16 protein-coding genes and 1 pseudogene are annotated in these 24,637 nt (G+C 41.3%); 2 read left to right on the forward strand and 15 right to left on the reverse strand.

The window, feature by feature from the left end; all coding sequences use genetic code 11:
• Positions 1 to 220: 220 nt before the first annotated feature.
• A complete protein-coding gene (locus DW173_RS24300) occupies positions 221 to 352 on the reverse strand; it encodes a hypothetical protein (protein ID WP_255421339.1) in 132 nt (43 codons plus the stop codon).
• Between DW173_RS24300 and DW173_RS01990 the strand changes: the two genes are divergently transcribed.
• Together DW173_RS01990 and DW173_RS01995 are read left to right on the forward strand one after the other, a co-directional pair.
• Positions 351 to 1,262 carry an AraC family transcriptional regulator gene (locus DW173_RS01990; RefSeq protein WP_233562079.1) on the forward strand — a complete coding sequence of 304 codons (912 nt, stop codon included), beginning with the start codon at positions 351 to 353 and terminating at the stop codon, positions 1,260 to 1,262. The genes DW173_RS24300 and DW173_RS01990 overlap by 2 nt on opposite strands.
• Positions 1,259 to 2,389 carry an AraC family transcriptional regulator gene (locus tag DW173_RS01995; RefSeq protein WP_120143569.1) on the forward strand — a complete coding sequence of 377 codons (1,131 nt, stop codon included), beginning with the start codon at positions 1,259 to 1,261 and terminating at the stop codon, positions 2,387 to 2,389. The genes DW173_RS01990 and DW173_RS01995 overlap by 4 nt, the downstream gene beginning before the upstream one ends.
• A 494-nt stretch (positions 2,390 to 2,883) precedes the next feature.
• Here DW173_RS01995 and DW173_RS02000 read toward each other — a convergent pair.
• The 14 genes and pseudogenes from DW173_RS02000 to DW173_RS02065 all read right to left on the reverse strand — a co-directional run.
• Positions 2,884 to 3,156 (reverse strand): annotated as a pseudogene (locus DW173_RS02000) (1,4-beta-xylanase); the annotation flags it as partial.
• A complete protein-coding gene (locus DW173_RS02005) occupies positions 3,157 to 4,047 on the reverse strand; it encodes an endonuclease/exonuclease/phosphatase family protein (RefSeq protein WP_192920700.1) in 891 nt (296 codons plus the stop codon).
• Between the two features lie 11 nt (positions 4,048 to 4,058).
• A complete protein-coding gene (locus DW173_RS02010) occupies positions 4,059 to 6,221 on the reverse strand; it encodes a hypothetical protein (protein WP_120143647.1) in 2,163 nt (720 codons plus the stop codon).
• A gap of 17 nt (positions 6,222 to 6,238) precedes the next feature.
• Positions 6,239 to 7,132 (reverse strand): endonuclease/exonuclease/phosphatase family protein, encoded by an 894-nt coding sequence (locus DW173_RS02015; RefSeq protein ID WP_120143570.1) that lies wholly within the window; start codon positions 7,130 to 7,132, stop codon positions 6,239 to 6,241.
• Positions 7,133 to 7,161: 29 nt separating this feature from the next.
• Positions 7,162 to 8,907 carry a RagB/SusD family nutrient uptake outer membrane protein gene (locus DW173_RS02020; RefSeq protein WP_120143572.1) on the reverse strand — a complete coding sequence of 582 codons (1,746 nt, stop codon included), beginning with the start codon at positions 8,905 to 8,907 and terminating at the stop codon, positions 7,162 to 7,164.
• Between the two features lie 26 nt (positions 8,908 to 8,933).
• Positions 8,934 to 12,434 carry a TonB-dependent receptor gene (locus tag DW173_RS02025; RefSeq protein ID WP_120143574.1) on the reverse strand — a complete coding sequence of 1,167 codons (3,501 nt, stop codon included), beginning with the start codon at positions 12,432 to 12,434 and terminating at the stop codon, positions 8,934 to 8,936.
• Positions 12,435 to 12,649: 215 nt separating this feature from the next.
• The gene (locus DW173_RS02030) at positions 12,650 to 13,642 is read right to left on the reverse strand and encodes a FecR family protein (RefSeq protein ID WP_120143576.1); all 993 of its coding nucleotides are present in this window, start codon (positions 13,640 to 13,642) and stop codon (positions 12,650 to 12,652) included.
• 7 nt (positions 13,643 to 13,649) lie between these two features.
• Positions 13,650 to 14,270: an RNA polymerase sigma factor gene (locus tag DW173_RS02035; protein WP_004310318.1), complete on the reverse strand. Its 621-nt coding sequence runs from the start codon at positions 14,268 to 14,270 to the stop codon at positions 13,650 to 13,652.
• A 195-nt stretch (positions 14,271 to 14,465) separates the two neighbouring features.
• Positions 14,466 to 16,670 carry an alpha-L-rhamnosidase C-terminal domain-containing protein gene (locus DW173_RS02040; RefSeq protein WP_167509141.1) on the reverse strand — a complete coding sequence of 735 codons (2,205 nt, stop codon included), beginning with the start codon at positions 16,668 to 16,670 and terminating at the stop codon, positions 14,466 to 14,468.
• A 162-nt stretch (positions 16,671 to 16,832) separates the two neighbouring features.
• Positions 16,833 to 18,692: a right-handed parallel beta-helix repeat-containing protein gene (locus DW173_RS02045; RefSeq protein WP_008640450.1), complete on the reverse strand. Its 1,860-nt coding sequence runs from the start codon at positions 18,690 to 18,692 to the stop codon at positions 16,833 to 16,835.
• A 35-nt stretch (positions 18,693 to 18,727) separates the two neighbouring features.
• Positions 18,728 to 20,824: a glycoside hydrolase family 127 protein gene (locus DW173_RS02050; RefSeq protein ID WP_120143577.1), complete on the reverse strand. Its 2,097-nt coding sequence runs from the start codon at positions 20,822 to 20,824 to the stop codon at positions 18,728 to 18,730.
• Positions 20,825 to 20,965: 141 nt separating this feature from the next.
• Positions 20,966 to 21,700: a DUF5131 family protein gene (locus tag DW173_RS02055; RefSeq protein ID WP_008640452.1), complete on the reverse strand. Its 735-nt coding sequence runs from the start codon at positions 21,698 to 21,700 to the stop codon at positions 20,966 to 20,968.
• Positions 21,701 to 22,121: 421 nt separating this feature from the next.
• Positions 22,122 to 24,071 carry a protein-disulfide reductase DsbD family protein gene (locus DW173_RS02060; protein WP_060451193.1) on the reverse strand — a complete coding sequence of 650 codons (1,950 nt, stop codon included), beginning with the start codon at positions 24,069 to 24,071 and terminating at the stop codon, positions 22,122 to 22,124.
• A 58-nt stretch (positions 24,072 to 24,129) separates the two neighbouring features.
• The gene (locus DW173_RS02065) at positions 24,130 to 24,621 is read right to left on the reverse strand and encodes a hypothetical protein (RefSeq protein ID WP_008640454.1); all 492 of its coding nucleotides are present in this window, start codon (positions 24,619 to 24,621) and stop codon (positions 24,130 to 24,132) included.
• Positions 24,622 to 24,637: the final 16 nt, after the last annotated feature.

Here is a 24,637-nt window from a genome sequence, read left to right on the forward strand (position 1 = left end):
GAGGATTTAGAGTAAAAAGGTCATATATTTGTGGAATGGATATTTCAGCGACATATATAACTGCGATAATACCTCTTATTCCATTTTTTTCGGCTATTGCCAGCGGAATATTGGTTACTTTCTCGCTGCAAGACTGTCTGAAACGGGAAGAAAGAAGATTAAAAAGAATTGTTCTCTTTTATTTTTCCATATCGGGCATCGGGTGGTTTGTAACACTTTGTTACGCATTCAGCCCGGCGCTGTTCACTTGGTTGAATGTTGTATGTCTCTTGTCTTTTATTTTACCTGCCATCTTCTTTTTTCGGATTATCCGCTTTCTTACCCGGCTCGGAAAGCCGGAAAACTTTTCCATGCTCCATTACTTATTGCCCGGCATACTGGTAATAGTTACGTTGGTATGGTCATTCTTTGTACCTTTCAGCGTACAGCTTGAAATCGTTACGGGGAAAGCTGAAATTTATCCTGCCGGATATGAGGCCTTTACCCGCTTTTATACACTAAAGCCCTTGTTCCGGGTCATCTTCGGGCTTACATATTATCTGCTTGCCATCGGGGTGTTAGCCGGGTATTATAAAAGGGCCACAGGAAATAAGGCGATTGTACACAAACCTGCAAACTGGGTTTTGTTTCTTGTCGGAATATCTCTGGCATCGCTGTTTTCGTCTGTATTGCCCACCTTCCTTATGAAACGCGTAGAGTTTTATTCTTCTATATGGACGCTGATAGTGGCATTAAGCATTGCCATGCAGCATGTCTTGCTCGCGTACCACATCATGCGCCGGGATTATGTACCTTATATTATTACTGAAAAAGCACCCAAACAACCCAAAGTAACAAAGGAACATACGCAACAAATAGAAGAGCAGGCGGTAGAAATCAAAGAGAAGGCTCCGCGTAAGCAACATTCCGGCAAACTCAATCGCCGTATGTTTGAGAGCTTCATCCGGAATGAGAAGCCCTATTTGAACCCGGATTACAAGATAACTAATTTGGTGGAAGATATGGATATTAACCGCACCGCACTTTCGGCATTTATAAACCGGACATACGGCATGAACTTCAACCGGTATCTGAACTGCTTGCGGCTGAAAGAACTTGAAAAACTCCGTTCACAACCCGCCGGGAAGGGGAAAAGTATCAGTTCCTTGCTTGACAAGGTAGGATTTAAGGACTTCCGCAATTATTCGCGTGCTGTCGCTGCTGAAAAGAAAGCCGCCGAACAAAAGGGCGGAGCAGGCAAAAAGAAAGGAGATACGGAATGATAAACATAGACCAGATAGATGCTTTCGCTTTTTCAGCTCCTATTATATGTGCTTTGACTTGCATGATTATGATGCTGATGGATGCAGTTGCACGTAGGCGTAACGTGCAGGAGAAGAGGCTGCGCCTCTTCTTGGCATTAACCTATCTTATTACCTCTCTCGGATGGCTGGGTATGGTATTCTATTCTGTCAGTCCCTGTATTTTCGCATCCTACTATACTGTATTCCTGTTCACGCTTATGCTCGACCAGGTAATGATATACAGGTTTGTTTCCATTATAACAAGTACCGGTGAGCGTCGCAAACTCAACCGCCTGCATCTGATAGTACCGCTTCTCTTCACCCTCGTTTCGGCAATTAGCGACATGATTGTTCCGGTGGAACAGCAGAGGGCGGTGATATTTTCAGAAGTAAACGGTGGTGAATCCAATTTTTGGTTCAGGATAATGTACGTATTGACAACCGCCGTTTTTATTGTTTACAATACGCTCTATCCATTTCTGAATCTGCGGAACATACGCCGTTACAGGAAGTTCATAGTGAACTATTCTTCGGATGCCTATAACGCATCTCTCACCTGGCTGGCGGTCATACAAGTGCTTATTTTGATAACCGTTCCGGTTCCGTTGGCGGGATTGTTGTTCCATGTCCCCACTATTTCGTTCAGCTATTTTGCATGGGTAGGAACGCTACCGTATTTTATAAACTACCTGATTCTTTGCTACAACCTGCTCAACGACAATTATCTCATCATCCAACCGGAAGATGTAAAAGAGGATACGGCTGCCAAAACGACCACTATTGACCGTAAACTGTTCGAGCACTACTTGCGTGAAAAGAAGCCTTATCTCAATCCCCACCTGCGGATTACAGAACTTGCCACCGGGTTACATACCAACCGGAGCTACATTTCGGGCTTTATCAATAAAGAATATGACATGAATTTCTGCCGTTTGATTAACCGTTGCAGGCTGCATCATCTCGACCGGCTCCGCTTGTCGCCCTCAAACGCAGAGAAAGACAATATAGATTTGGTGTTGATGGCGGGATTCAGCAGTTACAGGAGCTATCTTAGGGTAAAAAATGAAGAGGATAGATTGTCGTTGCTGAAAGTATTTGAAAAGTAATTTCCTACTGTATTTATTTTTATCTAACATCCATTTTTTTAAAGCTATTGACTTTGCCCTTTTTATTTCGTATATTTGCAGTAACCAATTAGCTGACAACAGATATGATATATACAAAAATAAAGACATAAATAGATTTTTCAGACAGATAAATATATGTCTGAAAGAATAGAAATGGGGTGGAATCTTTGCAGATTCCACCCCATTTTGTTTAATATATTCGCGTTTGATTAGTGAATGACCCAGAATATCGTTTATTATAAATGTAAGACCCGTTTATAATAAACTGTTTCACTTTTTATTAAAAACGTTTCATGGGTTTATTAATATCTTGTATAAGAAAAAGAAAATAGCGTAAAGGTAGTAACGGTATCAACGAGACAAACACAAATATATCTACACATTTATAGCAATGAACTACCTTTACAACTTGATTCTTTTTTATAGTTTATTCCTTTGAACATCGGGCGTAAAAGGACCGATCTCAATGGGAATTATTTAGTTAATGAACGAATACATTCCACTTCTTCTGTCGAATAAGGAGTTCCATCAATACGGAATATATCATGGAACCACAATAGAGGTTCAGAATCATCAAGTAATGGAGTGTCCCATGCATAGATCGTATTTGTTTTTCCGGCTACAAGTCCCCAATTGATTGCACCGATATTTTCTTTCTTCAGCATTGGCATAATATCCTGGAAAGTGCTATTTTGGGTACGCGCCATATATTCCGTACAAATCATCAGACGACCGTATTGCTTCAATTATTTCAATAATCCTTCCACCATTACAGGAAAATGATCTGAAGAGTACTTATTATACTTTATATCATCATCAATGGTGTGATAAGAAAGTATTTTTATTTTTGGAGTCACAAAAATAAAATCTATGCGCTTAGCTGTTTTTCCAGTTTTGTCATAGGCATAAAAACTACCGGACGGTCCTTTAGGAGGCGTCAGAGTACATTTATATGAATCCAGTAATAAACTATCTTTCAGTAGAAGTTGTATCGGTTCTTCGTCCGGAGTGGCATTAAAATCACCGGTGCAAAAGGTCGGTTTACCTTTAGCGATTTTCCTTACCTGTTCCAACAACATGAACGAAGATTGTCGTCTTGCTTCTGTTGCTTCATGATCCGTATGCGAATTAAACACATAGAATTTTTTCCCAGTCCGGAGGTCTTTAAAATATCCCCAAGTGCAAATCCGGCGACAACGTGCTCCCCAACCATAAGAAGGTATATCCGGAGTTTCCGAATACCAGAAATCACCATGTTTCAACACCTTAAAGCGATCTTTTTTATAGTAAATGGCACAATGTTCTCCTTTATTATCCCCGTCACGATCACGACCGATATAAGAATATTCGTTCAGAATCATCATATCCTTTAATTGAGAGGTACGCCCTTCCTGTATGGCAAACATATCGAACTTATTCCGTCGCACAACATCTACCAACGCGTTCAGACGGACTTCCCAAGCCTTATCCCCCTTGTCTCCTTTGGTACGAATGTTATAAGATGCAAGGCGAATAATATCTTCCGGTTTCGTTTTGTCTAAATTGGAAGATTTTGCCGGAAGACCTCCGGCAAAAAGTAAAATCAAAAGTAGAAAATAATATTTCTTATTTATAGAACACTTCATATTACAAATCATTAAATATCAATTTATTTACTCCATTTAAATACCGGATAGCCGTTGCCTCCTTCTTTCCAAAGAGAAGAATCCCAGTTTATGACAGTGTTTTTCAGCTCGTTAGCAGATTTAGCTACTCCCTGGAAACTACTACCGGACGGTGATGTCTCATCTGAAACGGTAAATGTAGCCTCTCCTGCTTTCAAAATCATACCGTCATAAGCATAGCAGTTTTCATAAGTAGCATTGGCAGTACCTCCGACTATACGTCCCACCTTTGCTTTATCGGTACTAGCCAACATACTATTCCAAGCAATACAATTTTTTATGACTAGTTTACCGCCATCCACTTTGCCGACTATACCTCCGGCATTTCCTCCACCTATGGCATTGATATCACCACTAGTATAACAGTTTTCAATACTGCTTCCACTGGCATTGCCATTCACCCTTCCGATGATTCCACCGGCTTTACCTGTATTGTTAGCAATTTGATCAATAACAGTAGCACTGGAATAGCAATTTTTGATATATCCCGAACCACCAAGTACACCACCAATTCCACCTGCTGCTCCCGACCCCTTCAGTACTCCGGTAGTATAGCAGTTTGTTATCTTTCCAGTATAATTCTCTGCACCGGCAGCCAATCCTACATAACCGGCTATGATGCCAATACCAGTATTCGGAGATGAGATATTTGCATCCACAAATCCCACATTTCTACATTCTCCACACAATACCCCGAAGAAGCTTCTATATGTGCCTGACTCACAAGTAAGGTTTTTAATTACATGATTGCGTCCATCAAAATCAATCCATTTATGGTAACCATTAGCATCATTTAGAGGCGCCCACTTGATCCCCTGCATATCAATATCCGCACTCAAGACAAAATAAGTCGTTTGTTTTTCAATGAGGGCTTTGCTCATATTCTGAATATGGACAGCATTAGCAATCACATAAGGATTATTTTGAGTTCCGTCTCCATTGGCAAAATCTCCTTCCGGTTCGTTGTCATGTCCTCCATAACTAGCATAATCTCCTCTATCCAATTGCCACTCTAAAATAGGGAATCCCATATCTATATTCCCAATATTATGCCATGGAGTCCCCCAATTGGCAATTCTATTCTGCAAAGTCAGGACACTTTCGCCCACTCCATCATATTTTCCTGTCGAAACGGAGCCTACATTATCCTCCGGAGAAAATCCTGTACAAACCATATCCTCCCATGCATAACATTCAGATGCGACAGGATCTGCCTGATGTCCATTTTCACCTTGAGACAAAACTCCACAGATACGTCCAGATCTAGCAGCAGGTCCTGTCATTTTCCAGTTCCAAGCAACACAGGAAGTAATTTTAGCTCCTTCGGAAGGAAGGGCAGCAATACCTCCCACTGAATTGGCACCAATTAATACACCTGTAGAATAGCAATATGACACCTCGCTGTTTTCATACATAGAACCTACAATACCTCCACATTCATCTCCTGTAGATATAACCTCTGCTGTGGAATAACAGTTTTTGATATAACAAATCTGTCCTCCATACGGTCTACCCATACGGGAAGCTATTCCACCAGCATACTTTCCTTTCACTTTTCCGGAGACGTAACAGTTTTCCACCTGCCCTGTCTTCTCTACAGCGTTCGGAGCTTTCACTCCGATATAACCGCCGATAACCCCTGCCCCACTATTAGTAGCTGCTTCTACATGGGCATTATAGAAACCGACATTTTTACAAGTCCCGGCCAAAATACCGAAAAAACTGGCATACGCTTTGTCTGTACAGGTGAAATTCTTTATAATATGGTTATTTCCATCAAAATAGATATAATAGTCACCGTTTGAGTTCAATGGTTCCCAATTAGATACAGACTTCATATCAATATCAGCCCCCAACTGGAAATAAATCATCTTTCCTTTCACCAAGGCTTCACTCATATTCTGAATCTGTATCACATCCATAACGAGATAGGGTTTGCTCACTGTTCCGTAACCTTTTTCAAAAAGACCGCCTGCTCCGTCACCCTCGTCTCCGTCATCTATGTCTGTGTTCCTATCCGGCGGAATACGGCTATAGGAATCCATCGGATTAAAATCAGAGCATGAGAAAGCTAAAACAGCCATCCATAAAATGGTCCAATATCTCATTACCGAATATGTACTTATATGATAAAATTTGTTTTTCATAATCTTCATTTTTTATTTTAGATTTCTACTACAATCACCATAGGATAATGATCGGATAAAGAACTGACAATAGTGCGGGTAGAAAGCACCGTAGCATGTTTCACAAAAATAAAATCAATTCTGGTCTTTTTAGAAGGAAATGTAAAGAGAGCTCCGTGTTGAACGGCCGCTTCCCGATACGCATCTTTTAATATACCACTTTGGCAAATCGTAGTGGCTATTTCGGGAGCATCAGGAGTCGCATTAAAGTCGCCGGTACAAAATGCGGGAGTATTGTCTTTTGCTTTATCGGAAACTGCATCCACCAGCATTTGACATGCCTGTTTTCTGGCATTATCAGCCAAAGGCATGTGAGTTTCAAAAAGATAAAATTCTTTTTGAGTCTTGCTATCCTTGAATTTTCCCCATACACAGAAACGTTTGAAATTTGTTTCATCCCATCCGTTGGAAGGAATGTCCGGAGTTTCGGAAAACCAGAAACGTCCGGCATCCAGTAATGTGTAGCGGCTCTTCTTATATAAAATGCCACTCATCTCTCCTGCCTTGTTATCGTCATTTCCAGTGTCACGACCATAAGCGAGAATCTGATAATCACTCGCAAGTTGAGTTCCTAAGTAGGAACGTTGTTCCCAACTGGCTTCTTCGAATCCACAAATCTCAAAATCGTAGTCTTTGATTAATTGTGCCACACGTTCCCGGCGGTTAGTCCATCCTGTACCAGTCTCCACCTGTAAGTTATAAGTTGCTACACGCATGGACGTTTCAGTCACGGGGTCTTCGTCTTCCTCTCCATCTCCTGTATCCCACGTGAAATCAGGATAGTACAATGAATTGTCTTTATTATCTTCACAACTGCTGGCAAAAACAGAGAATATGAAGGAAATCAATGTATATATTACTATCTTTTTCATAAATCTATTGTTTATATCTTTTATACTTGTTATTCATTCCATCCCGGATTTTGGGTTACGACACCGTCAGATAGTGTTATTTCCTGTCTTGGTACCGGATACAGATAATCACGGTTCTCATTCCAGGTACGGTCGATCCAGCTATAGCACAACAAATTGCCATAATTACCTTCTGACAATGAGGTGCCGCTTCCATCGGAAGCCAATTTTACATACGTCACACTTCCAACATTGGGTTGCGAAGATGTGGTGTAGAAACAGACATCATTTGTTCCGTCTCCATCAATATCATACGCTTTATTGATAGCTGTAGCAGGAAGATAAAATCCTTTAAAAGATTGGGCCATACATTGCCCCTCTTTCCAGCGCATCAAATCATAATAACGGAAGCCTTCCATGACTAGCTCTATCGCACGTTCCCGGCGGATTTCCAGAATCACCCCTTTGTTATCTCCTGTGACATTCACATAACCGGTTTCCGGAGCACACATATAAGGGTCCGGAGCAAGGTTTGCTGCGTTCATATTCAGTTTTCCCGTAACTCCTGCACGCGTCCGTAATTTGTTTACCGTATTGTCGATATCAGTTTGCGTCAGTGTGCCTAATTCTGCCTTTGCTTCGGCATAGTTCAAATAAACTTCTGCCAATCTGAACAGAGGAAGGTCATTGCTTGAATCACCTGTATAGCTCATATTATCATTTGCATATTTCAGCAGGTGGTATCCGGTCATCGTGACATTCATATTTATATTTGAAGTACGGATTGTTTGCGCTAAACGCGGATCACGATTGACTATTTCATCCTTGAACTCCATTGTTGCATAATTGGGTTGGTCGGTGAAACGGTTGCCGTTCTTCATTAAATAATAATTGACCAATTTTTTCGAAAGTCCGGGACGGCCTAATGTCGGAGAATTCTCAAAAGCCTGTACTTTATGAACCAGACTCAAATCATTATTATAATCCCTAGCCAATATGATTTCCGCATCAATCGCATTCTCGGATTTAAAGAGATTACGATAGGACTGTGAGCCGGATTGATACAATGAATATCCTCCGGAAGCAGTCATAATTTCATTAGAGGCACTTACACAGTCATTCAAGTATTTCTCATAATCACCCAATCCATGGTATTTACGATAAGTACCTTCAAATAATCCTACACGTGATTTCAATGCCTGGGCAGTCCACCAGGTTACACGATAAAGTTCTTTTGTCCGGTTGGTTTCTTTAAAAACCTCTATGGCAAAATTAAGATCTTCCATTATCTTTCCCATCACAAATTCGCGTGAATCCCTGGCTTTGTATAAATCAGCATCATCCGAGCCGAGTACTTTATCGTACCAAGGTACATCTCCAAAACGTTTCACCTTTTCGAAATAGAAATAAGCACGGAAGAAGCGTGCCAAGGCTTCATATTTGTCGCGCACTTTCTGGTCTTTACAGTTTCCCAGATTATCCAATAAAAAATTAATTGATCGCAGTGCACTCCAACTCCATCCTCCACCTGTTTCCGGAATGACACGTTGTCCACTCACTTCATCGTCCAAAGGTGATACGATCAACACATCAGCATTATCCTTGTAAATATCGCCATCACCCGGGAAGTTATTCGAATAGAATTGATTACTGTATAATTGTAATTGCTCTTCATTCGTGAAATAATCCTTAGTCGTCAAACGATCTTTCGGATTTATATCCAATATGCTTTCACAAGAAGCAAATAACAACGACAGCCCAACAGTCGCCCACAATGTATATTTCATTATTTTCATACTATATTCCTTTATATTCGTTATTATCAGAATGTTATATCTACACCAAAAGAGTATGTCTTTGCCCAGGGATAAATATTCGCGTCACTTTTACTTGTTTTCCAGCTGTTACTTGCCGATGCTTGTTCCGGATCAATATAATCGGAATGTAGCTTAGTGAATGTCAGCAAGTTCTCACCACTAAAGTAAACACGTATTTTCTCGAAACCTATTTTAGAAAGCCATTTATCCGGCAATGTGTAACCAATAGAAAGATTCTTCAACCGACAATAAGCGAGGTTCTGCAAATACTTAGTATTAACCACTGCCAATTCACGATTACTACCGAGAGCCACATATCCTCTGGGACGTGGGAAATAAGCATCTGTATTTTCTTCACTCCATACCTGGCTCATGAAATCGGAAGGAATAAAACTAGCGTATGGTCGGGAATAAGGTCCCCAAAACATGGACGTTTCAGCACCAGGATACCAATTTTGTTTGCCAATGCCCTGAAAAAGAACTGAAAAATCAATTCCATACCAATCTGCAGAGATTCCGAAATTATAATTATAGCGCGGCAATGAGTTACCGATCACTTTCATGTCTTTCCGGTCATTAGCTGATGTTGTCTGCTCAATCTTGTTGTTACCATCCAAATCGACAAATTTGAGGTCACCGGCATGAAGTCCATTATCCAAAGCGCTTGCATTAATCATTTGGTTAACGAACGATTGGTCCACTTTATAATTCCTTGCTTCTTCATCCGTTTTAAAATAACCGTCTACTACGTATCCCCATATTTCGCCTAACTGCTGTCCTTCGTAAGGATCAGTCAGCGTCCGGTTGGGATTATCATATTTTGTCACTTTGGAGGTGTTATCTCCGATACCAGCCATTATCCGGTAGTTGAAAGGCTTGCTTGCCAAAGTAAAACTATCTCCCCAAGTAATAGATGCTTCCCACCCTTTCGTACGCAAGTCTGCCACATTCATTCTGGGAGAAGAGGCACCATATACGCCAGGCAAAGTCTTTCCTGCCATCAACATATCTTTGGTATCACGAATATATGCATCAAAAGATACATTCAAACGGTTATTAAGAAAACCCAAGTCCAAACCTATATTTTTTGTGATTACAGTTTCCCAGGTCAAATCGGTAGAGTTCGGAGCTGACTCATAGGCATAATCGCCTTTCGTAGTATCTCCGAAAGCATAGTTCATTACCGCTCCGGTATTAATCAGTTGCAGATAGTCATAATAACCTACTGTTTTCTGATTTCCCAATGATCCGTAAGACAGTCTTAGTTTCAGATTGCTTACATAGTTTTTGGCTTGTGTAAAGAAGGCTTCTTCACTGACACGCCATCCGGCAGAGAATGACGGGAAGAAACCGAAACGATGTCCTCGACGGAAACGGGAACTACCGTCATAACGTCCGCTGGCTTCAAATAGATAGCGGTCTTTATATCCGTAATTCAAACGATAGAAAAAACCAAGAATAGCATATTCCTCTTGTCCTCCGGTTATGGATATATCATCACCTTTTGCCAGGTTAAAATCATCGAGAGATTCAGAGAGTAACCCGTTACGTTTCATTCCCAGTTTCTTGAAATACTTATAATCATAGTTACCTCCCACAATGACCTTTACAGAATGTGCATTTGCGAAGGTATTGTCATACGTCCCGTATAAGTTGAAAGTTTGGCGTATCTGGTTATTTTGTGCTTCCGACAAATAATTTCCTCTGGTACGTCCGTTATCCATTGTGATTGTTTCTCCCGGATTTCTGGAGTATAACACATCTACGGAACGATTCAAATTCTGCTGGTTGTAATGCGCCCAGCTGTAATTTGCACGAACCTCAAAATGTTTGATGGGTTTCAATACGGCCTCGAACGTAGTTACAAACTCATATTCACGATCCCGGTTATGGTGGCCGCCATTCAATAATACGGCACTAACACCATCTGCCACTTCTCCTGTGTCTGTCAGACCTGTTCTGTAAACCAGGGTTCCATCCGGATGCATCGGCACAATACTTGCCAAAGCATGCCGCCCGGCTCTGCTGAAAACATCATTTACTCCCGATAGCCCCGGATAAGTATATTCAGAATGATAATAAGAGGTATTGTTACTTAATTCAAACCAGGAAGTGATATTAGCGATGATTTTTGAACGAAAAGTATATTTCTTAAAGCGGTCTGAATCTATTCTGATAATTCCTTTCTGATTGTAGTAGTTACCTGATAGCATGTACTTTACTTTTTCGGTTCCTCCCGAAACCGTCAAGTTATGTTCCCAAGTGGGGCGGGTATTATCAAACAAACAATTATACCAGTCAAAGTTGCCGTAATATTTATATTCTCCATTTTTTTCTACCACCCATGGACGGGAAGGATCTTCCACTTTATCATTACGGCGAATCCATAATTCATGGTAATCTTCTTGGGTATAATGTGTATAAGGGACGCCCTGGTATGTTTTGTAGAACATATCATTAATACCGGCCGAATAATAACCACGCGTCTCAAAATCCGTAGAAGTTGTCGTTTCACCAAAACTAAAACGACCGTTATAGCTGACATTGGTCTTGCCTACCTTTCCATTCTTGGTTGTAACCAAAATAACTCCATAAGCAGCACGGGCACCATATACGGCAGCAGCCGAAGCATCCTTTAAAACACTGATGGATTCTACGTCATTGGGGTTTACCTTATTTATATCTCCCTCGATTCCATCAATAATAGTCAGAGGTGCTGCATCCGCACTAATGGAGTTGACTCCACGGATATTGAAGCTTCCCCCTTGTCCGGGACGTCCCGAACTAAAGTTTACGTTCATATTCGGTACAGAACCTTGCAGAAGCTGTGATAAGTTAGCAGCAGAACGGGTCGTCAGTTCATCACCCGAAACGATAGCAACGGCACCAGTCAGGTTTACTTTCTTTTGCGTACCATATCCCACCACTACCACTTCTTCCAGTGTCTTACTATCTTCGCGGAGAACTACTTGGGACAGATTTCTGCTGGTAGCAGCGTAATTAACCGTAATATATCCGATGTATGAGACTGTAATCGTACTGTTTTCGGGAACATTAGCCAAAGTATAACGTCCGTCTACATTCGTTATTGTACCCAAAGAGCTGCCTTGCACCATCACACTGGCGCCAATAATCGGCTCCCCTTTTTCATCGACTACCCGACCGGATATATTTCTTTTGTTCGCATTACTGGTCTGTTGTTCAGAATCCGTAACTTTCTCCTTCAAATAAATTTTTGTTTTTCCGATCTCATAGTTTACGTTAGTACCAAGAAACAAATCATTCAGAACTTTAGATAGCTCCTGATTCTTTGCTTCTACCGTCACTATTCGATCCGGATTGACGATCGTACGGCTATAAGCCACCGTAAGACCTGTTTGCTGTGTAATAGCAGAGAATACTTTCTCCAGCTTTACTTGTTTAAGATTCATTGTCACCTTTTGGGCAGAAGCGGAAACGCTTATGATTATCCCCAGCAACAATACGAGCAGAACTTTGTGTTTCATACTACTTGCTTTGATTAAAGTTAAACTTAGATTTAAAATCTCATTTATGCTTAGTAGACACACAAGTCAAAAAAGCGGGTGAGAGAAAAAAGAGTTTTTTTGCATAAACCTAATTTATTTCATAACATTCTTATCCTAAAACAGTAAAGGCTGCGTATATACACAGCCTGTCCTCATTCTATTATCCTATCCAGTATATTTTACTTCTTTCCGTCCTATTTCATTCGGACTGTCACTTCTTTCCGGACTTCATCATATTCAAATTTTACCGGCGCAATCTTTTCCAAATCCTGAAGCACCTTCTCCAGTATCGTATTATCCGAGGTCAACGTATATACATATTTCGATGCCTGCTCATCCTCTATCTTAAAGTTTACATTATACCAGCGGTTCAGAACCTTGACCACTTCTGCCAGAGGAGTATCTTTAAAAGAAATCACATTGTCTTTCCACATTGAGACTTGCTTTGAATGATCGTTTTTGATTATCCGGCACTGGTCACTTTCTTTATTATATATCAGTTTCTCGCCCGGCAGTAACGGGTATTCTTTTGCAGAGGAGAGAGTCAGGTTTACATGTCCTTCATCCAGACAGATCACAATGTCTTTATTCTCCGGGTAGGCTTGTACATCAAAAGAAGTACCCAGTACATGAACGGAAGGTCCGTTCAGATTAACAATAAACGGACGTTTTTTATTCTTGGCTACCACGAAATAGGCTTCTCCCACCAGGAAAACTTCCCGCTTACTCAATCCGAACTTTTTAGGATACTTCAACCAGGAATCCGAATTGATATAAACTCGCGTCCCGTCTTGAAACATCATCTGTATCCGCTCTCCTTTGGCAACACGAATTTCCTCATACTCCGTAGTGCCGAATAAATCCACCCGGGAATTGATCTGTAAATAAAGACCTATCAGGAAAATAACGGGAATCAAGATTGCAGCCACACGGAAGCAGATACGTTTGATCTGTTTGCGTGATATGTTCTTTTGGATCTGATGGTACATCTTTTCTGAAGGTATAGTATGGTCCACATATATTTCTGCCGTTTCGGCTTTTAAATATTCTGCCTCCCGAGTCATCACAGCATCCAGGTAAGTGTTCCCTTCTTCTGTGGCAAACCATTCCGCCACAAATTTTGCATCCTCCGGTGTAGCAACTCCGGCAAGCACTTCTTCTATTTGTTTATCAGTGGGTCGATTCATTCTCTTTTTATCTTAAATAGTGGACACTTAAATATGTCATTAGTGTGACAAAAGTAACAATTATTAGCATTTTACTTAAATGAATACGTAGCATTTTCAATGCTTCCGTATAATGCGTTTTGACTGTATTAACAGACAGATTCATCCGTTCGGCTATTTCCTGATTCGTTAGTTCCTCTTTCACTTTCATCAAACAAATACTGCGTTTCTGCGGTGGAAGCATATCTACCGCTTTATAAAAAGAGGCCATCAATTCTTTCTTCTCCAGATTTTCTATCAGATTATCTTCGTAGACAGGCGTCGATTGGGCTATCTCATAGTTCTTGCTGATTGCACTATTCTCATTACGAATCAGATTTAAGACATGATTTTTCGTCATAGTGAACAGATAGTTCTTAAGGCTGATTCCTACATGTAGTTCCGACCTAAATTCCCATAAACGGGCAAAGACATGTTGCACTACATCTTCTGCCATGTCTGCATTCATTAAATAACGGTAAGCTAATACATATAGCAGCTTATGATATCTGTCATAAGCCTGTGTAAAAGCTCCTTTATCTCCTTTTTCTATGAAGGAAAAGAGCTTCTCGTCATCCGTATTAGTGTATTGAGCTGATTTATCTAACATTCCTTGGACTTTGTTTAATCGTTTTTCCAAAAGAACAAAAGACATATTACAATTATGTGTCTTTCACAAAACAAAAGTAGTAAAATTTAGAAAAGGCAATGCATATTCCTATAAAAAAAGTCCCTGATTAACAATCTCCACTATAAAAGAGGATCGTTAATCAAGGACTACTCCACTAACTAATTAACAAATGAATTATAAATGATAGGTAACAATTCTTTCTTCGGGTGAATCGATCCAGAGCCGCCATACTCCTTCCGACACTTTCTCCGGTGTTCCGATATTTGCTTTGGGGGAACGACGGCTTTTGATTGTCAGATAGCCTTTCCCTTCTGTTGCTTTCACTTTCATCGTTTTGCTGTTCATATAGACATGGATATTGCCATTCGGTGTGGGTACAGTGCCTTCCATCCATTTCAATCCTCCCAATACAGGAGCAATAGCAAACTCTTTATATCCTTCTTTTACAGGTTTCACTCCCAGATAATATTTGCCCAACAGGTAGATAGGACTCGCTCCCCAGGCATGGCACAAACTCTTTCCGTATGGACGGCCATACATGGCAAGATGTTGCGTTCCGGTTTCTTCCGGGTTATATTTTTCCCAGAAGGAGGTAGCTCCTTCCTTCAACATTCCTCCCCAATAGGCTTTCATTTCTTTCATTACAGCATCTTGTTCGCCAAGAGCACAAAGGGCTTCCAGTTCGTAAAAACGCATATAGGGAGTTGTTATTTTCAGAATACTGTCATTCAGAAGAACAGAGTTCTTGATGGCTTGCTGCTTGTCTGCATTCAAATATTGAAAGAATACAGAAAACATATTTGCATAGCGGGTGACTGCATCACTTTGCTGACCGTTGACGCAGTTATGTACAAATGCCTGTTTCTCGTTATTCCAGAAGGCAGGTTCTAACTTTGCTTTCAAAGCAGCAGCCAGTTTCTCGTATTTCTGTTTGCCATTGGCATCTCCAACTAATTCCGCACACAAAGCCATTGTTTCCAGACTCCTGCAAAACAAAATTTGTTCAAAAGAGAGTTCACCTTTCTTATCCAGATAACCGTCTGCCCAGTCCACAAATACCCAGTCGCCGGTCATGCCTTCTACCATGCCATTCTTATTGGTACGTCCCAACACATAATCCATCATTGTTTGCATACGTGGATACAGTTGGTTGACAAAATGGCGGTCGCCACTATACATATAATAGTCATATACGCTAAGGAACCAGTAGAAAGTATAGTCCATGATTGTATTACTGTGGCTGGTCACAGGATCCTTGCCACGAAGTAACCAAATTGTACGTTTGACGGATTCGTTATCAAAGAAAAGATAATAATTCATCAAATAACTTTGGATGGCATCGCCACTCCATACCCAACGGTCGCGTTTGATACCGTCAATGAAAAATTCGCGGGTAGTGAGATGCATGGTGTATGCACCAACTTCCCAAATACGATTCAGTTCTTCATCATTGCAACGAAAATTTCCGCGGTATTCTTCAGGAAGATATTCATATTGCATGGAGACTTCTCCAATTTGTACACCCGGCTCGTGAGTTACATAGACATAACGAAAGGCTTTGCTGTTCTCCAATGTATATTCGTTTTCAGAATTACTCAAAGGAGAAGTGCTGCGGATAGCAAGGTCGGTCACTTGTCCCGGTTCGAGCAAAAGTTTGTCCAATGTTTCGCAATATGCTTTATCTTTTGCTTCTTCCGGGCTTTCACCATAATAAATTTCTATTTTTCCTTTTCCGGAAAGATTCTTCAATGTGATAAATCCGAATGTTTCTTTTCCAAAATCATAAAGGATACCTCCTTCGGGCTGTTCTGACTTCGTAACAGGTTGCTGCGGTTCACGCATCAGACTGAATTGGGAAGGACGTTGGGTAGCTCCGTCAAAGTTCCAGCATCCGGCATCCATATAGATAGTGGCAGATGTGTCACTCGCTTTTCCGCTCTCGTCAATCCATTCTTTATCTTCGTAAGTCACACGCCAGGAAGAGTCTGAATTCACTGTTTTTCCCTTCACATAAATAGTGGGAGGAGTAGCCTGATTCCAGACTTTAATGTTCAGATTATGTTTTCCGGCCGGAAGCAACATGGTTTCCGGCATACCGAACTGGAGCTTTCCATCCAGTTTGACGTTGTACTTTCCTTCGGCAGCAATAAAAATTTCTTCCGGCTCGGAAAGATTCAGTTGCTTGCTGAATTCTACGACAACATAATGACTGTCCGTTTTCCAAAAAGGAGGGAAAAATGCACCTCGTTCCGTACGACGGTTATTCATTTGATTTCCCAGCCAGATTTCGTAGTCTCCCGGATACCATATCCAGGTCTGGGCAAACGTGCTGCTTGCCAAAGACAAGGCACTAAGTAATATCATATATTTCTTTTTCATTTTTCTTTCTATTACTAACAAACTGAATCGTAAGAAATAATTCGTTCCACAGTGGTTGACGTTTAGTTCCACATCTGTTTCCCTTTAGTTCTACAATTGTTTTCCTTTAGTTCCATATCTGTGGAACGAATCACGTATTACAGTTAAATGACTTGTCAATACCTACTGGATATTCAGCAGATCCTTATACGCTGCTTCCACTCCCGCACGTTCACGAATAACACTATCCACCTTCGGACCATTGTTTTCCCATACATTTCCCGGACCATTGGCATTTTGCAGATACTTCTCTCCTTCTGTCCAATTATCACGTACAGTAATAAAGGAAGAACCTTCATCCGTATAAAGATAGAACCAGTGATTAGGGTCGTGTACATACCCCGGCTTATAAATACTATGCACGCAATTCTCCGTTACATAACTTTTCGGCTGCGAACCGAGTGTGTAAATACCTGCCACATCATACATGTGTTTCGCATAATGATGAATCAGATTGGCATGTACTCTGTTATTACGCATACAATTCACAGTTTGCGTCCATCCCCAACCAAGACTGATGCCACTATAAGGCACTTCACTGATTTCATTATGCTCGATATTGACGTCCCCTACATATCCCGCAGCAATGGCAAGGCATCCCCAATCTTCATTGCCTATTTCCGTGAAATAGCAATTATTGATTTGTTGCTGTGTGCATACTTCCCGACGATCAGCAGGGTCGTATGGCAAATGCGTTTCATGGGCAGCCGGAGAAAAACTGCCGACTAACAGACCATTTCCGGCAATATCGCGGAAGAGACAGCCACGAACAACACCGCCTTGCACCGCTTCTTCATAATCCAATCCGGTTGAGCCTAAATGCTCGAATCGGCAACGCTCGAAATCAATCTGCCTTGCAGCAACCACACGAACAGCAGCTGCGGGACGTCCCAACCATCCTTGGTTATCCAACGGATGATTCAAGTAATCCCGTTGCATTTTCGGATCAATCCGGTAACCATCTGTCAGATACATACCTGCCTGAAGAGGTACATGTCCTTTTTCTGACGGACGCATCCACGTAGTATAGGAAAAAGTAATTTTCTCAAAACGAATATGACACACAGGACGATCCAAAGTTCCTTCCACCCGTACTAATGTCTCAACGGCAGGCACGATCACTTCCGCCTCCTGCATCTTCTCTCCTTCCCGTGGATAATAATATACTTTACGGGCATCTATATCATGATACCATTCTCCGGGTACATCCTGCAATTCGCGGGCATTTGTCAGATAGAAAGCAGAATTATGTCCGTCCGTCGTCACCATCGGACGCGGCCAGGGATGCTCAAACTGAATCCGGCTTTCCGGTTGATGAAAACGTATTGCCGCGCTGTCTCCCTGCACTTCAACTGAACGAATCCGAAGATTGGCAACACACCACATCTGATGTAATACCATCTCGGCATATTTAGCTTTCAAATTTCCTTTATTATCAATAAGTCTGCGAATGGAAACTGCAGGTACATAAAGAATTTCATTCTTCTCATCTACACTGCAAATGCGATTCATCTTTTCGAAATCCTCCACATCACGGGCACGAACTGCCTTTTTTCCATTCACCCACAACTGGCGGAAATCCAATGGACGTCCATTAAATGCCGGGACATCTGCTACCCAAACTTTCCCTTGCTTCTTCCAACCTTTTATGCTGATTCCTCCACTCAATATCACCTTTTCATCGCCTACCGAACGAATAATTGTGGGCGATTCCTTGGTTCCGCTATCTTCCGGACGGATAAAAACCGGTTCATGGAAGGCATACGTTCCACCTTCCATATAGATTGTGATTCCACCTTGGATACGGTTATCCTCTGTCCTGCGCCATTCTCGTGCTTGTCGCAAGGCAGAAGTCAGCGTGGCTTTAGGAGATTGACGAGTTCCGTCGTTGAAGTCACTGCCCTTGGGAGAAATCCATATCTCACCGGCCAATAGCCAGTGGCTGCACAAGATACATATAGCCGTTACAAATAACTTTTTCATGATTTTTTTCATTTCTGTATACTAAACAATCCGGACTATCTGGCAAGAGGCATCCATACAGTCATTTCTCCCTTTCCTCTGTTTCCCCAGGCATAATAAGGAATCAAGCGGATATTTACTGTCTTTTCAGCCTGAACAACCGGCCGGTAAAGCACTCCTTCCCACGAAGTTGCAGATGCCAGACGTGCCATTCCTTCAAGTGCAACAATCGGACTGCCTTCAATTGTGATTTTCTTCGGAGTTAGTTTTATATCAGCGGGAATCAATACGTTATCAATCTTTTCCCCGTTTGCAATATCCATACTTTCCAGACAGTAAACCAACGGCCCGCGCTTCACGACCACCTGATTACGAATCTCCTCTGCTAACGGATGGGCTTCGAGCAAACGGACAGGCATATCCATCACCAGCTCCACTACATCCCCCTTCTTCCATGTACGATTTACTTCCGCATACGAATTTGCCTTTGCATTGGTTTGCAGCGGCTGTCCATTCACCGTGAGCGTAGCCTTTTCGCACCATTCAGGAATACGCAAGAAGAGCGAGAAAGCACCCGCCTTACGAGGAACTCTATCCAACGTTACGCGTACCTTTCCTTCCCAGGGATAATCCGTCTCTTGTGTTAATGCCAGCTCTCCTTTGTCTTTCCAAGTCGTAGTCAGCGTATTTGCACCATACAAGTTACAGTAAATGCCTTCCGGACTCAATGTGTAGGCGTAATTCTGTGCCTGACACAATGTACGCAATGTATTCGGCGGGCAGCAGAAACAACTGATATATTCCGTCCGTTCCTTCGGCCAACGAAGCGTGTAAGGAAGATCCGCACTGATACGAAGCGGATTGGTATAGAAATATTTCTTTCCGTCCAGACTGATACCGCTCAATACACTATTATAAAGACAAGTCTCTACAAGGTCAGCATATTTCGCATCCCCTGTCACTTCCAGCATACGCCAGTTGAAAAGCATATTTCCGATATTGGCACATGTTTCATTGTGCGCTGTACTATTCGGCAACTGATAAGGACGTCCGTAGCTCTGATGTACCTTCTGAATACTATCCGGCTCATAGCAAGTCCCGTCCGGTGACGTTCCATCATAAAGAGCACCGCAAGCTCCGGTCACGTACATCTTCCGGGTGACAATATCATTCCAGATACTAGTCAGATTTTTCATCAATTGTTGTTCGCCTGTCTCGGCATATACATCCGCTACTCCTGCATACAGATAATTTGCACGTACGGCATGCCCCATTGCACGATATTGGTCGCGGAAAGGAATACGATCCTGATTATCATCCGTTCCGTTTTCCACCATACCGCGAATATCAATCAGGTTCTTCGAAAGTTCCAGATAACGGGGATTTCCTGTGGCACGATACATTTCGACCACTCCCATATAATGTGAAGGGCAAATGGCATTACGAGCCAGTTCGGCAGAAGCCGTTTCGTAAAAGTGGCACAGAAAATCCGTTGCTTTTACGGCAGCATCAAAAAGAGTAGTCTTTCCGGTGGCACGACGATGCACAATACCCGCCATCATCAGGTGTCCCAGGTTATATGTCTCAAAGTTCAGCCGATTGGCAAAAGCTCCTTTTTCATTCTCGTCACCTACTTTCGTTCCGATGACCGTTTGTTTATGCTGATCCCCTAATGCATGAGAGTCAATACCTTTATTCAGTTCTTCGATAACAACAGGCGTATGTATATAACCGTCTGCACGTTGGGCTTTTACGACACAAGTAATAAAGTTATCCATTAACTTATCCAGTTCCGGATCTTTGTTGACAGCATAGACAGAAGCCACTCCTTCCATCCATTTATACATATCTCCGTCATGGAACGGAGGTCCCCAATGTTCACCCTTGCACACACCGGCAGCAATCTCAAAATTACGGAAACCGTGAGAGATCTCCGGCGTGTTCCAAGTGTTCCACATACTTTGCAGGGAAGTCCGGCTAAATACCTGAAAGCGATCTCCCCAGAATCCATCTGTCCAATGTACGGCACTGATTCCGGTATTCGCCATCTTCGCAAAACGGCTCTGACTCATATCCGTCAATCCATTGCTTTGCGCAAGTGCTCCCGTAACGGAGGTGGAAGCTAAAAGAAGTAACAGTTTTATCTGCTTCATTAATATGGATAATTTAAAATTTACACAATATCTTTATAAAAAGACGTGATTATCCGTATTTTGTACTCAATAAAACGAAAGCGAAGATTGCTAAGCAACCCTCGCTTTCAGTAAAAAAAGATCTGTATTAATCTTTATTTCTTATTTATCAGGTGTATAATTCAACTCCGCCTTTCTCGCCTGCGAATGTTGAAATTGTCGTGCAACCTTATACTCATGTCCGTCTTTTAATAAATAACTCCCTGTCTGCTTAAACCAAAAACCGACATTCGCATCTATACATTGCTGCCGGATATCCAATACCCACTCGTAGTCACATACTCGGACTTCTTTGCCTGACTCTCCTCCTGCAACTACCTGTTCCACCCACTCTCCCAGCTCACCTCTGAAATCAATCCGACTAAGAAGCGGCTCGCAGATAATGATTTTATGTTTAATAGAGATTTCTTTATAAATAGGTAAACGATAATCCACTCTATCTTGGTTCTCCATCGTGCAGCAGATGGTCACATTGTCATAGCCATCTCCCCAATCGGGAGGCAGACACTGTTGCAACCGGTCTATCCTCTTAGTGATAAAGAGGAAACGAAGATCCTGCCGTATCCGCATCATCTCCCACGCTTCGGCACGCCATTCATCCGCATCTTCAATGAGAAAATCTGAAGTAAAACAGGTATATACCAAATTCCCCGAAGGTATCTTATACGTACCATTCTTTTTACGCTGCAAGGGTAAATCGAATTTTTCTGTCTTTGTCACCACCGAACTGTCTTTTCCATATTTACCATCCGTCCGATATACATAGCAATGACGGCAGCCCTCACTCAATTTGTGACAGCCGTGCCAAAGATTCCACATTGAAGCTTTTTCACCCATCTCCTTTTTTCTTCAAAAATATATTTAATATTACATATACATAATTATAAAAAGAGTGCACCTTATTCTTTATCAGAAAAAAGGTGCACCAAAACACAAACAAAACAAACAATAGAGCGACCTTCACAGGCAGCCGATCCACGAGGGATCTTTATCTTAATCTGCCCATCTTGACAAGGGCAACATTCACATTTTCAGATCATGTAATTCAGAGCATCACAGCAGAAATTTTCGCCCTCATGCTGCTTATATGTCATATACAAATATTATTATACAATTTGCTCTATTAAACCCGATGTCACTTTACAAAGATAACACTATTCTATGTATTTCTATGAAAATGCCCAAAAAGAATTATTCTTTTTCTCATTCCAAACTTTAGCTATAAGCCAAAACATACAAGCTGAATGTCTAATATCCATCATTTCACATATCGCTCCAGCCCTTCCTGCAGGAACTCCATATATTTTGGAATATCTTCATTATATGCATACGACTTATTCAACGGATTACCATCATTATCCAGCAATACATAAAAAGGTTGGGCATTTGCTCCAAACTTCACCCGTTGCAGATAGCTCCATTTATCGCCTACTGTTCGTAAAGTGCGTTCCGTTCCATTCTCCACAACATTTATAGGCTCATTCAATGGAGTTTTATCATCCACATACAAAGAGATAAGTACATACTCATCATTGATGATACCACCCACTTTACTATCTGTCCATACAGCCGTCTCCATCTTACGACAATTCACACAACCATATCCGGTAAAATCGATCATCACAGGCATTCCCTGTTGTCGTGCATACTCCATACCTATTTCATAATCCTTGAATTTGGGGTGGACCTCATTCGAATATAAATTAAAGTCCTGTGTCATCACAGGAGGAGCAAATGCACTGACAGCTTTCAAAGGTGCCCCCCAAAGTCCGGGAATCATATATACAGCAAATGCTAAAGAAACAAGCGCAAGAAAGAAGCGCCCCACGCCTACCCTGTTTTCATCACCGTCATGCGGAAACTTGATCTTTTCCAACAGATATAACCCCATTAGTCCGAAAATCACAATCCATAACGCAAGGAAGGTTTCCCTATCCAAGATTCTCCAACCATAGGCTAAGTCCGCAACCGACAAAAATTTCAAAGCAAAAGCCAGTTCCAGAAAGCCCAATGTCACTTTAATTACATTCATCCACCCTCCTGACTTAGGCATTGATTTCAGCCACGAAGGAAAAAGAGCAAACAGTGTGAATGGTAAAGCCAAAGCGATGGCAAAGCCTAACATTCCGATAGCAGGAGCAATCACGCTACCTGTCGTAGAAACCTGTACGAGCAGAAAGCCGATAATCGGCCCTGTGCAAGAGAAAGACACCAGAGATAACGTAAACGCCATCAAAAAAATACTTAATAGGCCACTCGTCGCTTCCGCTTTGCTGTCCACTGCATTGCTCCATTTAGAAGGTAAAGTAAGTTCAAATGCCCCAAAGAAAGAAGCTGCAAAAACAACCAACATCAGGAAGAAAAGGATGTTGAATACGGCATTTGTTGATAAAGCGTTCAATGCACTGGCACCAAATATTAAAGTAATTGCTAATCCCAGTGTTACATAAATCACGACAATTGAAGCACCATAAGTCCATGCATCCCGAATCCCTTTCTTCTTATCCTTGTTTCTTTTCAGGAAAAAACTCACAGTCATAGGAATAATCGGCCATACGCAGGGAGTGAACAAAGCCAATAATCCGCCAAGAAATCCAGTGACAAAGACATACAACCAAGATTTATCCTCTTGAGAATGTTCTTCACCTAACACTTGCAATTCATTGATTACCGGTTTCCAAAGATCACTTTCCGATTGCTTCTCTACCACATTTACCGGAGCCTCTTCTTTCCCTTTTGCAACTATTAAATCTGCTTCTGCTTTTTTCCCATATTTAAAAGGAATTTGAGTCGGAGGTAAACAGCTCTCATCGTTACAAGCTCCAAACTCCAGAAACCCATCCATAAAGTAATCATTTCCTGTAAATTTCACTTTTTGGATAAACTGTACCGTATCTTCAAAATAGCGCACATTCATCTCGAACATCTTATCATAGATGCTGATTTCTTTTCCAACAGGTTGCAATTTACCCATTGTTTCTACATGATTACTCGCATTGATGTTGAAAGTAGCGGAAATAGGCCCATCATCCCCTAGCCCGGTCGAATACACATGCCATCCTTTCTCTATCGAAGCAGTAAACACGATTTCCGCTTCCGTTTCAGATGTCATTTTCAACTCATTTTTGAACTTTACAGGCTCTTTGATTTGTGCTTGTATATTCCCGATTGTGTACCAACTCAATAATAAAAATAAAATAATTCTCATTTTTCTAAGTTCTAAATTATAATCTATTATACAACAAATTTATTTCACTGTTCATATTCTATTGTGGTCGTTGGTCCCTTATATCTTTCAGCATCTCTATATATTCTGGAGAAGGATTCTTATTAGAAGTATCTGCATTTGATGGCGGGGGTATCACTTTGATGAATAAGAAGATACAGAATATTACCCAAATAAGATTTATTGCTAAAAAAATCCAAACTTGTTTCATACGTTGTCGTTGTTTTTCTTTAGTTTCATTACGATATTTATCAGCAATAGACAAATATCGTCCATCGCTAACAAATAATCTATGAGCAGCAAAAGTGAATATAACAGCCAAAAGTATACCTAACTCTTCATTGTTTTGTACTTCCAATGAATGTAATACTCCAACTATTGGGCCAACAAAAACAAAAGTAAACAATGAGGTCGGTAGTAATAACCCTGCTACTTCTGGCGACCGCTTTTCTCCCCACAATCTAAGCTGCCATATATATGTTCGATAAAACAGATATTCATATATCTCATATATTTGTTTAAGTATATTCATTCTCAATACATTTATG

The organism is Bacteroides sp. AM16-13, from assembly GCF_003602705.1.
GTDB classification, from domain to species: domain Bacteria; phylum Bacteroidota; class Bacteroidia; order Bacteroidales; family Bacteroidaceae; genus Bacteroides; species Bacteroides xylanisolvens.

Excerpts from the sequence above, each read along its gene's own strand:
- DW173_RS01990 (WP_233562079.1), top strand. The coding sequence starts at position 351 with ATGCTCCATTACTTATTGCCCGGCATACTGGTAATAGTTACGTTGGTA.
- DW173_RS24300 (WP_255421339.1), bottom strand. The coding sequence starts at position 352 with ATGGAAAAGTTTTCCGGCTTTCCGAGCCGGGTAAGAAAGCGGATAATC.
- DW173_RS01995 (WP_120143569.1), top strand. The coding sequence starts at position 1,259 with ATGATAAACATAGACCAGATAGATGCTTTCGCTTTTTCAGCTCCTATT.
- DW173_RS02005 (WP_192920700.1), bottom strand. The coding sequence starts at position 4,047 with ATGATTTGTAATATGAAGTGTTCTATAAATAAGAAATATTATTTTCTA.
- DW173_RS02010 (WP_120143647.1), bottom strand. The coding sequence starts at position 6,221 with ATGAAAAACAAATTTTATCATATAAGTACATATTCGGTAATGAGATAT.
- DW173_RS02015 (WP_120143570.1), bottom strand. The coding sequence starts at position 7,132 with ATGAAAAAGATAGTAATATATACATTGATTTCCTTCATATTCTCTGTT.
- DW173_RS02020 (WP_120143572.1), bottom strand. The coding sequence starts at position 8,907 with ATGAAAATAATGAAATATACATTGTGGGCGACTGTTGGGCTGTCGTTG.
- DW173_RS02025 (WP_120143574.1), bottom strand. The coding sequence starts at position 12,434 with ATGAAACACAAAGTTCTGCTCGTATTGTTGCTGGGGATAATCATAAGC.
- DW173_RS02030 (WP_120143576.1), bottom strand. The coding sequence starts at position 13,642 with ATGAATCGACCCACTGATAAACAAATAGAAGAAGTGCTTGCCGGAGTT.
- DW173_RS02035 (WP_004310318.1), bottom strand. The coding sequence starts at position 14,270 with ATGTTAGATAAATCAGCTCAATACACTAATACGGATGACGAGAAGCTC.
- DW173_RS02040 (WP_167509141.1), bottom strand. The coding sequence starts at position 16,670 with ATGAAAAAGAAATATATGATATTACTTAGTGCCTTGTCTTTGGCAAGC.
- DW173_RS02045 (WP_008640450.1), bottom strand. The coding sequence starts at position 18,692 with ATGAAAAAGTTATTTGTAACGGCTATATGTATCTTGTGCAGCCACTGG.
- DW173_RS02050 (WP_120143577.1), bottom strand. The coding sequence starts at position 20,824 with ATGAAGCAGATAAAACTGTTACTTCTTTTAGCTTCCACCTCCGTTACG.
- DW173_RS02055 (WP_008640452.1), bottom strand. The coding sequence starts at position 21,700 with ATGGGTGAAAAAGCTTCAATGTGGAATCTTTGGCACGGCTGTCACAAA.
- DW173_RS02060 (WP_060451193.1), bottom strand. The coding sequence starts at position 24,071 with ATGAGAATTATTTTATTTTTATTATTGAGTTGGTACACAATCGGGAAT.
- DW173_RS02065 (WP_008640454.1), bottom strand. The coding sequence starts at position 24,621 with ATGAATATACTTAAACAAATATATGAGATATATGAATATCTGTTTTAT.